Annotated in this window: 10 protein-coding genes; 3 read left to right on the top strand and 7 right to left on the bottom strand. The window is 59.8% G+C overall.

Going from position 1 to position 12,916, the window contains the following annotated elements; translation table 11 throughout:
• On the top strand, positions 1–397 hold a 397-nt coding region (locus ABD842_RS08180; RefSeq protein ID WP_345112453.1), incomplete at its 5' end, for a hypothetical protein.
• 32 nt (positions 398–429) lie between these two features.
• Here the strand turns inward: ABD842_RS08180 and ABD842_RS08185 are convergent.
• Positions 430–3,414, bottom strand: a complete 2,985-nt coding sequence (locus tag ABD842_RS08185) for a Tn3 family transposase (RefSeq protein ID WP_345112455.1) — start codon at positions 3,412–3,414, stop codon at positions 430–432.
• Positions 3,415–3,523: 109 nt separating this feature from the next.
• On the opposite strand from ABD842_RS08185, the gene ABD842_RS08190 reads away from it, so the two are divergent.
• Positions 3,524–4,186, top strand: a complete 663-nt coding sequence (locus ABD842_RS08190) for a recombinase family protein (RefSeq protein ID WP_345112457.1) — start codon at positions 3,524–3,526, stop codon at positions 4,184–4,186.
• Positions 4,187–5,501: 1,315 nt separating this feature from the next.
• Complete coding sequence (locus ABD842_RS08195) at positions 5,502–6,431, top strand: replication initiation protein (RefSeq protein ID WP_345112459.1); 930 nt, start codon at positions 5,502–5,504, stop codon at positions 6,429–6,431.
• Between the two features lie 37 nt (positions 6,432–6,468).
• Here the strand turns inward: ABD842_RS08195 and ABD842_RS08200 are convergent, their stop codons facing one another.
• From ABD842_RS08200 to ABD842_RS08225, 6 genes are all read right to left on the bottom strand, one after another.
• On the bottom strand, positions 6,469–6,672 hold the full coding sequence (locus tag ABD842_RS08200) for a hypothetical protein (RefSeq protein WP_345112460.1): 204 nt from the start codon (positions 6,670–6,672) through the stop codon (positions 6,469–6,471).
• A 202-nt stretch (positions 6,673–6,874) separates the two neighbouring features.
• The gene (locus tag ABD842_RS08205) at positions 6,875–8,224 is read right to left on the bottom strand and encodes a Fic/DOC family protein (RefSeq protein WP_345112461.1); all 1,350 of its coding nucleotides are present in this window, start codon (positions 8,222–8,224) and stop codon (positions 6,875–6,877) included.
• A gap of 92 nt (positions 8,225–8,316) precedes the next feature.
• Positions 8,317–8,574, bottom strand: a complete 258-nt coding sequence (locus ABD842_RS08210) for a hypothetical protein (RefSeq protein ID WP_345112463.1) — start codon at positions 8,572–8,574, stop codon at positions 8,317–8,319.
• Between the two features lie 79 nt (positions 8,575–8,653).
• A complete protein-coding gene (locus tag ABD842_RS08215; RefSeq protein WP_345112465.1) occupies positions 8,654–10,756 on the bottom strand; it encodes a TraM recognition domain-containing protein in 2,103 nt (700 codons plus the stop codon).
• A gap of 76 nt (positions 10,757–10,832) precedes the next feature.
• Positions 10,833–11,858 carry a DUF5712 family protein gene (locus ABD842_RS08220; protein WP_345112467.1) on the bottom strand — a complete coding sequence of 342 codons (1,026 nt, stop codon included), beginning with the start codon at positions 11,856–11,858 and terminating at the stop codon, positions 10,833–10,835.
• A 16-nt stretch (positions 11,859–11,874) separates the two neighbouring features.
• Positions 11,875–12,300, bottom strand: coding sequence for a hypothetical protein (locus tag ABD842_RS08225; protein ID WP_345112469.1), 426 nt, complete (start codon positions 12,298–12,300; stop codon positions 11,875–11,877).
• Positions 12,301–12,916: the final 616 nt, after the last annotated feature.

The raw sequence follows: 12,916 nt of genomic DNA on the forward strand, positions 1-12,916 counted from the left end.
TGTGAATTTCGCTTCAACCATCGCTACGAAAACGTGTATAAAGTCTTGCTCAAAGAACTTCGCCAACGGCCCCTCTAAGCTCGATTTGCTTCCTAAGCCCCTTACATATTCCAAAATCACAGTTATTGGATCAGCAGTAGCTTCGCGCAGCGAAGATCCTAACTTTCCCCCTATACAAGCATGTGATGCTGCAGATGAGGGAGTTTCCTTGACAGCTGGCCTTAGTTTTACTGACTATGAGGGAAGAACCTACGCAGGTTCTGGCGCGGTGACTACATACTACGCGAGCTGCAGCAATCGTCAGCTTACGAAGCCCATCATTATGCTTGACGGTATTGACTTTGAGGAAAAGTCGCGTGATGGTATAACTGTCTACTCCGACTTCCTTAACTACTAGGGGTTCTTCTTCCAAAAGGGCGGATTTACACGCTAAGCCATCGGGTCGCCGGGATGGCGGAGCGGGCGGCGGTGTAGCGGGTCGAGGTGGGCCGGGTTGGTGAAGGAGTATTTGCCGAGTCGGTTGATGTGTTCGTAGCGGCTGGGCGAGAGGTACTGGAAGTGGGCTTCGTCGACCGGATAGCCTTCGGCCTGCAGTTGCTGGAGGACCTCCTGCATGTACACGGTGTTCCAGAGCAGCACGCAGTTGGTGAGCAGTGTCAGGCACCGGGCCGCTTCGGTCTGCGCCTCCTGCTGCTTGCGCCGGATAACCCCTTCGCTGCCAAACCAGAGCCAGGCCCGCAAGGCGTGCAACTCCTCGCCTTTGTTGAGCTGGGCGTGGATGCGCTGACGCAGGGGCTGACTTTGCAGGTAGCGCAGGATGAAGCGGGTCTTGATGAGTTGGCCGTAGGCCTGTAAGACGTAGGTGAGGTGGTTTTGGCGGGGGTAGGCCTGCAACTTGCTGAGGAAAAGCGAGGCCGTGACCCGACCGGATTTGATGGAACCGGCCAGCCGCAGCAGCTCGTCCCAGTGCCGCCGGATGTAGTCCGGATTGAGCGTGCCCGTGAACTTGAGGTCGGGATAGGTCCAGTCCTGGCCCCGGATTTTGTAGAGCCGCTGGTCGGACAGGTCGCGCATGCGGGGACAGAAAAACAGCCCCAGCAAATCAAACAGCGCGAAAATGATGTCCGAGTAGCCCGCCGTGTCGGTCGTGTGCTCGGCCAGGGCCAGGTCGGTTTCGTTGTCGACGATTTCATCGAGCACCACCGTGGCATCGCGCAGCGTCGCCGGTACGACCTTGCTGCCGTACTGCGCGTACTGGTCCGAGGAATGGGTTTGCATCGTCACGCCCCGGCCGGTGCCAAAATAGGTGGGCAGGGCGCGGGCGTTGCGCACCTTGCCGCTGACAGCAAACCGCTGGCCGTCGGACGAAGAAAAGGTGCCATCGCCCCAGTAGGAGGCCAACCACTGCCGGTGGTGCTCGTTGACCAGCAGGTTATTGGCGGCCTTCAGCGTGTCGTCGCGCAGGTAGTTGGTGGCCGTCCACCACAGCGACTGGTAGGGCAGGGCGGCGCTGCGGGCCATATCGGCCAACGGAATGTTGCAGCCCGTGGCCAGCAAGGTCGCCAGCAGGCGCGTGTCGTGCTCGTCGCCGCGCGGGGCGTGCTCCAGCCCGGGCAGGTGGGCCGTAAAACCCAGCCAGGCGTTGACTTCGACCAGGATATCGGTCAGGTCCACGGCCGGCAGGCGGCGGCCGATTTCCTGCTGCAGGGCCTGCGCCCCGGCCGGCACCTCTTCGGCGGCGGGCCGCGTCACCACCAGTTCCCCACCTTCCAGGCGCACGTCGCCGCCGGCATCGAGCAGGGTTTGCATGGGGCCCAGCAAGTCTTCCAGTTCTTGTAGACGCTCGGTGAGGCGGTCCGTGGTCACGGGCGGCAGCCCCAGCTGCGCGCAGCGTTCCGGCCGGACCCGTTCCCATTCGTCCGCGGGAATGAGGTAGCTGTTGAGGTCGGCGTAGCGGTGCGACGGCGTCACGTACACGTCGCCCGAGCGCAGCCGGTCGCGCAGCGTGGCCAGCACGGCCAACTCGTAGGCCGGCCGCTGCTGCTCGGGGCTGAGCGCGTCGCCCAGCACGAACTTGCGCCAGGTCGGTTTCAGGAAGCCGGTCGGGGCCTGGTCGGGCAGCTTACGCCGCCGGCCGGCCTGCAACTCGCTGACCAGCTGCAGCGCCGCTCCAAAGTCGTCACCGGCAAAGCCTTGCCGAAACTCGAACTGTTCCAGCAGCCGGGGCGTAAACTGCTTGAAGAGCGGGTAGCGCTTGGCCAGGAAGCTCAGGTGGGAGTGGCGGGTCGGGTAGAGGATCGTTTGCACGGCCTCCCAGGCCAGGACCAGGTCCTCGCGCGGCACCTGGGCGTAGATGCTGGGCCGCACCTGCCCGGCCGGGGTCTGGTCCTCGTCGAGCACGATGGCCACGGCCTGGGCCAGGGTGCGCAGCGCGGTGTCCTTCGCCGCGACGACCTGCTGCTGGTACTGGTCGTGCGCCCGGCGGGCCTTGGCCAGGCCCTGTTCCCAGAAGGCATCAAACATGCTCAGCACCTCGTCGGTCAGCGTCAGGTAGCTCTCGCGCACAAACGCCACGAGCACCGGGTAGCGTTTAGCGACCGGCAAGCGCTCCAGGTTTCGGTTCGAGCGACTGCGGGCCAGCAGCGCCAGCCGTTTCTGCCGGTTCGGGTGCAAACTGCTCACGTCCCAGCTTGCCACGCCGAGGCCGTCCAGGTAGCGGAGCTTGTCCAGGGCCGTCGTAATGGCGGCCGGATTGCTCACCGTAGCCGGCTGCACCAGCCAGCGATGGCGGGTCGTATTCCTCCCGACTTCGGGCAGCAGCAGGGCATCGAGTTGCTGGCGCACCTTGTCCGTGAGCAAAGGGGCCAGCCGCCGGTAGGTTTCCTGCGTGGCCAGGTCGCTGATGCCCCCGACCAGGCGCTCCAGCGTACCGATGGCTGGGCGGGCAATGCGGGCCTGGTGCAGCTTCAGGCACGTCATGGCCAGCAGCGCCCGGTCGCCGTCGTGTTCCAGGGCGCGCTCCACCAGCCACGGCTCCAGCCAGGCCGCATCCAGCGGCTCCCACTTGCGAAACCCCAGGTGCCGGAGCACGGCCCCGAAATGGTCGCTGCGGGTTTGCTGCCGTGCCCCATAGTGAACGAGGTGGACCGTTTCTGTTGCGAGTTGCGTGGCCACGAAGGCCGCGGCTTCGGGTGGCAACTGGCTGCTCCACGCCTCGGGCAGAAAGCCCATCAGCCGCAGCACGCCCAGCTGCAGGGCCAGCCCCAGGCGATTGGCGGCGCCGCGAAACGACGTCAGAAAGGTGCGGTCGGCTTCCGTCAGGTGAAAGTGTTGGCGGATGTCGGCTTCGAGCAGGCTGACCGGCACGGTCTGGTAGCGCAGGCGCTCGGCGGTGGTGAGAAACTCCTGCGGCATGGGTTATCAAAAAGGGTGGGCAAAACCACCCGCGTTTTTGGGGGCGGCAAGGCCGATTTTACACCCCAAAAAGTAGCTTTGCAAAGGAACTCCTTTTTGATAACCCCCGATGTCCGTTCTCCCGACTGACCAGCCCAAGCGCGTCGCCCTCTACGCCCGCGTCTCCACTCTCGACAAAGGCCAGGACCCAGAGACGCAGCTGCGGCCACTACGCGAGTACGCCCAGCGGCGGGGCTTCGCCGTGGTCGAGGAATACGTCGACCAGGCCTCGGGCACCAGCGAAGAACGGACCCACTATAAACGGATGATGGCCGCCGCCAAGAAACGGCAGCTCGATGTGGTCCTGGTCTGGCGCTACGACCGGTTTGCGCGCTCCACCCAGGCGCTGGTCAATGCGCTGAAGGAATTCCAGAGCCTGGGCGTGGACTTCATCTCCTACCAAGAAAACATCGACACCACCACGCCCACGGGCGAGTTGATTTTCCACGTCATGGCCTCGCTGGCCCAGTTTGAAAGCGCGCTCATCAGCCAGCGCGTGCGCGCCGGCATGGCGCGGGCCAAAGCCCAGGGCAAGCACGTGGCCCGCCCTCCCCTGGCTCAGGTCAAGCAGCAGGCCATTACCCNTCGGTGGAAAGCGGAGCAGCTGTGCCGGTATGCCCAGGCTGCCGAGCACGCGCTGAACGAGGCGGGGCTCGTCGCGCTTGAGCTTGCCGTTTTTCAGATTGACGATGTTGGTGTACGTAAGCTGGGGCGTCTCACAAAAAGGCTTTAACTCCCCACTGCCCAGCATCTTCAACCTTCCCTGGGCATAAAGCAGCGCATCGGCGTAGGAAACGGTCAAACTCAGGTCCGGGAATGGCAGCGGGGCAGCCTCGAGCCAGCTGGTTACTTCTTCATTAATGTGTAGTGTAGCTTTTCTAGCGCCTTGGAGGCTCTGGGCTCATTGTTTAGGCCAGCAGGACAATGATAGTAGTAAGGAGCTCATGAGGCAAAGAAAACAGGTCAAAGCGGCTTTATATAAGTCCACTGCTAGTAAGTGCATGCAGGAGCCTTTGTCAGCCACTTGGTAAAGGCAGATAAACCTATCATTATCCTGATGCGGTCAATGGTAACCGCGGCAATGCCTCGATGGGTCCTCGTCTAACATTCAATAATCTGTGAGCAGATGTTGCTACCCCGCATTTTGGCTTATAAAACCTATTAGTTCGCGTAACTCCTGAGCTGAACTGTAAGCCAGCAGGCAGGCTAAAAAATAGGTTTTATAAGCCCTGAGGCTTCTGTAGCCGCAGTTATCCTACTCACAACGCCATGCCTGGTTGTGTCGGGTGTTGCTTAAGCGGCTAGTGAGAGCCTTTTAAGAGACTTATAAAATCTATTATTGAGCCCTCTGTAAGCTTTCAGAATAGTTTTTAAGTTACCTTTGGAGTATACAGAGACGGTCTAATTAGTAGAAAAAAGTAAATAAATTCTTTAAAAAGTGCAATCCCATTTGTGCTTATTTAGACTCCCCTTTTTGTTGTTTTCGTTCGGGTTTCGCCCTAAACCACCACTTTAAAAGCTTTTGTACTCCAGCTTCAACAAGCTTGTGAGTATTTTAAGTATTTAAGGTATTTGCAGGGTTCACAACATTTTGTACCTCAGTGTCTTAAGCGGCTTTAGTAATAGGTTTTATAAGCCAACTAATAGGTCTTATAAGCGAGGTAATAGGTTTCATAAGCTGACTAATAGGTTTCATAAGCCAAACTAATAGCTTTGATAAGCTAACTAATAGGCCCGATTCACGAGCCTATCACTAGTCCCTCAGGCGGCGAACTAATAGCTTTTATAAGTCACTCGTGCTTCACAGCTCCTGAAGCCCTCCCCTGACAAGTCGCCAACTAATAGCTTTTATAAGTCTAACTAATAGCTTTCATAAGCCTCACCGAAAACTCGCGTCCGGCTAACTAATAGGTTTCATAAGTCTAACTAATAGCTTTTATAAGCCAGCGAGCTGAGCCCGCTAATGCTTGCTGATAGATTCAGGATTTGGCTCTATTAGTTTCCGATTTAAGCCGTATGTTTGCTTGGCATCACCACAGTAGCTGCGTATGGCCGCGCCCGAATCCCCCGTTCCGATAGAAATCCGGCAGCACAACGCGCTGACGACGGCCCGCTATGAGATGAGTGCCTGCGAGATGGACATCGTCTTCTCGCTCCTCTCCAAGCTCACTAAGCAGGACAAGTCCGGCACCATCTACGAAATCCGGGTGCAGGAGCTGATGGAGTTGACGGGCCGCACCTGGAACTACAAGCAGCTGCTGGAATCCACCGAGAACCTCAACAGCCGGGTCTATCACATCGAGAACGGCAAGACCCTGCTGCAAGTAAGCCTGCTGGCCTCGGCGCTGTACCGCAAGGGCGAGGGCACCATTGAGTTGGAGATATCCGAGCGTATGCGGCCCTTCCTGATTGACCTGAAAAGCAACTTCACGTCCTACCGTCTGCAAGCCGCTTTCAGCCTGTCGAGCAAGTACGCCAAGCGCATCTACCAGCTGGCCTCGCAGTGGAAGGACATTGGGGAAACGAAGACTTACTCCCTGGACGAGTTCAAGGCCATGCTCAAGCTCAAGGACCTCTCGGGCAAGGAGCCCGAGCAGTACGCGCAGATATCCTCCCTGCAGAAGTACGTGCTCGACGTAGCCACCACCCAAATCAATGAGCACACCGACCTGCGCATCAAGTACGAGCTGCTCAAGAAGGGCCGCTCCTACCAGAGCATCAAGTTCTACGTCAACACCCAGGTGCCGCAGCAGCTGCCCATCCCCTTCGAGCTGGAGGCGGATGATGCCAAGGTGCAGCTGGCCCGCAAGCACCTGGAAACGCTGGGCATTCAGGAGCCCAAGCTGGTGCAGGACATTCTGCAGTCGACCAAGCACGTCGATGCGCTGTTTGCATTTATTTACAAGCTTAAAACCGACAAAATCAAGGCGACCAAGAACCCGGGAGGCCTGTTTTTGAAAATGCAAGGGCTCCGGTAATCGCAACTGCCAATGTTGGTGATTAGCCTGAGCAACTCTAGTTGTCGGGCCGCTCATGCAACTGCAGCCAGCTGCGACGGGTGCCGCAGACGGTACATTCCATCAGCAGCTCTGTAGCCTGTGGATAGTTACCCAGCACCTCCACATGGGCGTGCAGGGTTTCATCCCGGCAAGCAGCACATACCAGCAGCTCCGTAGCATCCAACTGCTCTTGCAAAAAATCCAGCTCCTCATTATCCATTGGCAATGCAAGGTAAGGACTCTCAACGCGGCATAAAACCTATGCCCTGCCAACTCATGGACTACTTCCAGATTGGCTCCTGCCGCACCCGCTACAAAATCCTGCGCTTTGCCGGGGTGGAAATCCCGGAGAAGGCAACTACCTAAAAGCTCGCCCCGCCAAATGCGACTTTTGGACCAAACTTTTAACCAATGCCTACTTTTTATCGCTCGGGACTATTGGTCTCCCGGTCTAGGACAGATTGTTGTACCGGGTTGCTCCGTTGGATTTCCTGTAAGCTTCGCCCTGCCCAACGGAGTGCCGCCGCGTCCTCGGCCAGCGCCGGTATCTTTTCCGCCCGCCCCAAGGCTCCGGCTACCGCCTCCAAATTGGCTCCGCCCAGGTAAGCGGATTTCTCCACGGCTTTGGCCGCACGCAGCAGTGAATCCGCCGGGCCGGGGTAGCCCTGCTCGTTCAATCCCTCCACCAACTGCTTCGCTGCCTGCACAAAGCTGGTCGCAGCCGATGGGGCCGGCTGGGTAGGTGCCGTCATCAGGGTAGAGGAAGTTGACAGGACCTGAGCGGAGGGTTGTAGCGCGTGCAGAGCCGAGCCAAAGCGCTGAGCCTCCTGCTGCGATACCGGGTCCTGAAAGCGTTTGTCCTGCGCTACTTCCTGCAGGAGCTGCCGCAGTGCCGGGGCATGTTGCGGAAGTGCAGTTTGCGGATTACGGTCAATTTCCAGCACCTGGACCAGCAAGGCATCGGCGCGCTGGTTACGCCGGTAGTCCAGGCCCGCTACCAGCTGCTGCACGGCGGGCGTAGCGGCCACCAGCTCCCGCAGCTGCTCCATCTGGCGCACGGCGGGGGAAGGCCCATCGAGCAGCGGCCGCGCCTGGCTGGCGTGCCGGGCGGCATCCGCTTCTGGTCCGGGCAAAGGATTGGTATTACGGGCCAACAATTCTCGCAGCGCCTGTAAATCCTGCTCTTTGTGCTGAGCGCCATGCCGGCTTACAATGCCCTGGTCGCGGGCGGGGTTGAGCTTTTCGTGCTCCCGGCTAAAATCAACTTGGTAACCCGCTTGGTAGGCCAGTTCGGTGAAGGTGGCTTGCAACGTGCGGCCGTTGCCCTCCCGGAAGGCATGCACGTGGTTATAGTGGTCAAAGTAGTAGGCGGCCCGCGCGGCAAAGGCATCCGCTGTGGGCAAGCCCTTCAAGTTGTTTTCCTGTTTCAGCTGCGCGCCCAGCGCATCCAGCCGCTCGTCGATGCGCGCGTAAGGGGCGAAGTGCATGGGCCGCTCTACGCCGGGCAGGTCGGCGGCTTTGACACCCTGAAATTCTGCCTCCCGCCGCGTCTGCCCCGCCCACTCAAAGCTGTCCTGGAACAGGTGCTGATGCGTAGCCCGCAGGCGTGCCGAGTCGTAAGTATCGCTCTGGGGGCCCGTCTGCCCAGTAGCCAGCTCCTGGAGCCGGCTCAGGGAATAGCGCTTTACCGCCGTGTCGAGCTCATCAGCGTCGGCAATGCCCAGCTTATTGTACAGAACACCCGTGTCGGGATTGGTGAATTTGTCGCTCATGCTTGCGCAGGCCGGCAGCTGACGGACAAAAACCGCCAGCAACCGAAAAAAACTGCCCGACGAAACAGCCGGGCGGGGCTATAGAGAATGGCTTATTGAGCAGCGAACGGCGTTGGTTCACCCGCGCGAGCCAGCAGTTCATCCCGGTGGGCGTCGGTACGGGCCCGGATGTGCTGCATGTCAATTTCGCCCGCGATGTACTGCTCGTGCAACTCGGCCTGCCAGGCGGGCACTTCGTACGGTCCCTGGCTGCGGGTGATGCCCAGCGACTGGTTGATGATGAATTGCCGCTGCTCGCGGGTTTGCTCGCGGGGACCAAACTGGGGGGTGGGAGAAGCGGAATTATTCATCGTGCAAACTACTAAATGAGGGGACTAGTGTGCTATTACCTAAACAGTAAAAAGGGCCTAATGGTGCCGAAAAAGGCTTTTAAAGCAGGGGCTCGTTATTAGGCACCTGCCCCGGTTTGAGGGTGTTGGTGTACTGTCCCACGATGCTGGCCACATCCTCGCGGATGAGCTCAAAATTGGCCTGAATCACGGCTTGCAGCGGATTGAGGGGACCGGATGCCGGGGTGCTACCGGCCTGCCGGGCGGCGCGGCGCTGGCTGAGCCAATCCTGGGTCGGCCCCTCCCCTACCGGGGCAGCTGCCAGCACCGGGTCCGGGCTACCCTCGAACGTGGCCAGCGGACGCAGCGGGTAGTGCCCCGGTACGGCCTGGCGCGCGACTTTGCCCTGGAAAAATGGCTGCTCGGTTTCCACAGTCTGCCCAATGAACTCGCCGGTTTCAAGGGTGATAGTATCCTGCAGGCGCACCAGGTTGCGCTCCTGCCAGCTCACGCTTTGGTTGCTGCTGCTGCCCGCGCCCCGGGCGCCGCCGCTCTGGCTGCGGCCCAGGCTGGCCGACACCATTTCCCTGTCCTCCTTGCCCACCAGCTCCGAGACGAACTTGGCCGTTTCGAGGGAGTTGACCTTGCCGAAAAACTGGTTGTTGAGGTTTGAGACCATTACCTGCATCTTCTCCCGGCCGTAGGCGTCAATCATCTGGCTCAAATCCTGGGTCATGTAAATCATGGCCACCTTGTTGCTGCGCGCCGTGGCCGGAATCACCTCCAGATTGGGCACGTAAATGGTGGCCGCCTCGTCGAGAAACACATAGCTCGGATGCTTGTGCTGCTGGTTCATCAGCTTCAAGGCCACGGCCACGATGCAGCTGATGACGGGTGAGAAGGTTTCCTTCAGCGTGGGGTCGTTGCCCACCACCAGCACCTTGGGGGCTTTCTTGTCATTCAGCTCCAGGCTGAACCCCTCCCCTCTCGCCTCGTCAGGCGTGAGCACCCAGGCAATTTCCGGCGAATTAATGCGGGTGAGCACAATCTGCAGCGAGGCAATGACGCCGGCCACCTGCTTCTCCGCTCGCTGCTTCACGGCCGTCGTGATGGAGCGCACCATGTCGCCGCACTCGGGGTCCGAATCCAGCATACTCAGCACGTGGGTAAAATCCGGGTGCAGGGCTGTGTTGACCACGTGGGGCAAGGTGCAGAACGTGGGGAAGTTCTTCTTGTAAAACCAGATGATGGCCGTCAGAAAGGCATTGGCGCTGGTGTCGAAGAAGTCCATCTTTTTGATGCTCTCCGGGTTCAGGTTGGACATAATGGCGCGGGCATACTCGTTGGCGTAGGCCACCACCGGCATCTTGTCGGCCCGCAGCGGGTTCACTCGCTCGCTGCGTTCCAGGTCTTTAAAGTTGATGATGTGCAGCTGCACATGAGCTGGCTCCTCCCCGGCTGCCACTGCTTTGGCGTCAGCCAGCACAAATGCCTTCTGCGCCGCCTCGGCCAGCACCGGAAACTTAAAGTCATAGATGAGGCCGGCAAACCCCTTCTCGGTGAACTGCTCAATCAGCGGCTCGCCAATGGAGTAGGACTTGCCTGCTCCCGCGCCGCCGAGTACCAGGGTACCTCGAAAGGGGTTGGGAATGTTAATCCAGCCCCCGTCCGTCGTGGCCAGGCTAAAGCCGTGCTCGGATTCCTGCTGCCGTCGCTCGGTGCGCAGCCCAAACCGCTCGGTCTTATGCAGGGCCCGCGTCACTCCTGCCACCAACCCCGCGCCCAACACTAACAGAGCCGCTGTGGGGTACAGCCAGGCAATAATACCGGCCGAAAACGTGCCCAAAGCCAGCAGCAGCGCCCCACTAAGCAAGCCCACTCCCGCCGCCCCGAGCTGGATGCGTCGCAGCTGCAGCTGCGTGGGCTGCCAGCGCCGCTGCCCGGGCCGCGCGGGCGGGGCGTGTAGCAGCACGGCCAGCAGCCCCCCTCCTACCAGTACTGCGGCGCGAATAAGCCGGCCATAGCGCTGGTAGAAGCTGACCAAGCCGGCCAGCAAGCGGTGGGTGATGGCCGTACCCAAACCCGCTTTCGGGACAACGGAGGGTGCTGCCTCCGCCATTATGCCCGGGTGGATGAGGCAGTAACACTCACCGCCGGCCAGCAACACCAGCAGAAAGGTTAAGGCGACGTAAAAGCCGGTCATACGGTGGTTACCCGGCTGCCGGGGCGCGCTCATCATACTCATACAAAGTTCAACTAAAGGGTATGTTTGGTTTGAATCACAGTTCGGCCTCCCACTGTCCACGCCGGCGCGGCTCGCCAATGTCCTCGGTTATCACGCGCTCCGGGCCGCTGGTGGCGCGCAGGGCTTGCTGCAGGCTGTGCAGGGCCTGCCGCACCTGGTGCCCAGTATTGGTGCGGGCCGGCTCCTCGCGGCCCGTGGCCAGCAGGTAGTAAGCATTGTCCAGCGGCTGCCCCTGCCGGGCCCGGTCCTCCAGCCGCCGCAGCCGGTCGTAGAAAATGGGGTCGTAGCCCCGGCCTTGCGCGATGCGCTGTACCCGCTCCGCCTCTAGCCGCTGGCTGGGCGCGGCCTGCCGGTTCAGCTGCTCCACCCGCTCCGCAATACGGGCATTACGCTTCGGATTCGGCGTCAAAATAGTGGGCGCGGCCTTTCGGTTGGGCGTGGGTCCCTGGTACTGAAACTGCCGCTCAAATAACACCCGCGCTTCGTCCTGCCAGTCGCGCAAACTAAACCGGCTCACGCGACCACCGGGGTTGAGCGTGACGCGCTGCGCCCGGTTCCGGGCCGATACCACCACGTGAATGTGGGCCTGCAGTCCGGGGCGCGCCTCACCGGGCCGGGCCTCCCCCTCTTTCACGGCCGCGTCCGTGCCCCGATGGGCGCGCTGCTGGTGAATGATGGCACCCCACACCAGGTCATCTTTCTCCACTGCCCCGCCGTTTTTCAGGCGGAAGCCCGTCGCGTAGGCCGCCATCACCTCCCGGGTATACGCGCGCAGCTTCGCCTCGTCCCCACCGCCAATATGGGCCAGCTCCTCCGGGCTCGGGCTAAGCACCAGGGAGTAGAACTTGGCCTCCGTGGCCCGCAGTCCTTTCACGTTGTGGTCCAGCGCCGCCAGCACCGCATCCCGGTCCAGCGCCTCCCGCTGCCCATCAAAGAAGTGTGCTTCCTGTCCATTTTGGCGGGCCTCGTGCGTGAGGTAATTCAATGCTTGCGCAGCACTGCCCTGATTATTGTAGGCCTTTTTGCCGTTGATTTTGGGGTTAATAAGCTTGGCGTGCATGGCGTCAATACCCGGTTTAAGACTTTTTATTCAGCGCCTTTATATCCATAGCAGCTAGGCCCGCCGCAGTCGCTTCCGCGATACGCGCCTGATTTCTTTGCTGGATTTTGTGCAGTGCCTCCCCTCCTTCCGGGGCTAATAAATTCTCTACCACCCGCAGCGTTTGCTCCTGCACGGCCTGCTGCCGGAGCTGCGAGCGCACCATTTCCAGCAACAGTCCCCGTTCCTGCTCCTGTAGATAGGAAAACACCCGGTCGCCCAGCCGCTTGATTTCCGCCATGATGAGCTGCCCCTCGCGGGCTTGTGCCTCGACCGGGTTCAGGCCCCGCTCGGCGAAGTAGCGAATGGCCGCGTCGGCGTATTCCGTGCGGGTAAGTCCCAGCCGGGACGACTCCGCTCCTACCTGCCGGTGCGCCGGGCCGCTGACCGTCACGTGCTTCACGGCTGGGCCCCTGCTTACCGGTGGAGACGATAATGATTTCTGGTCCTGCATACTGTGGTTTTTAATTGCTAGCAACTGTCTATTAATGTTTTAGAGCTACGCTTTATCATTTATCAACTCTGTTGATAAATATCTACCATTTAATCAGTGCGTTAGCTCGATTAAGTGGTAGTCTTCTTGCTAACTACCCTATTGCTAATCGTTCCATTGGTCTCTCCGAGGGCTGGGTTAGCTCACCACCCCCGTTTGAGGTACCTCCTCTCCTTGGTAAGCCTGCCGTGCTTCGGCTGCAGTTTGGGGAAAGCAGCACCGTTGGTTAAGTCTCATTGCTGCTTGTCAAGAATGCCCGGCAGCACTCGTCAGCAGCATTTGCAATCCTTATGTCAGAGGCGAACAAGTAGTTTTTTTATTTCTTAGGAAATAAGAAAAACAGAAAAGCTTGGGACTGCATCCCCGTCGCTTTACGCCTCGTATTCTCGTTTGTTTCTTAAGATTTTAGGAAATAAGTTTCTTAGAGCAGATTCATGACCGCTGTACATGATAGCCACAGTGGTTGAACCAAGCTTTGGCATCGGTGCTGGTAATCCATTGCACGGCCGCGTGAATGGCTTCCAGC

This window comes from Hymenobacter algoricola (assembly GCF_039539525.1).
Lineage (GTDB): Bacteria > Bacteroidota > Bacteroidia > Cytophagales > Hymenobacteraceae > Hymenobacter > Hymenobacter algoricola.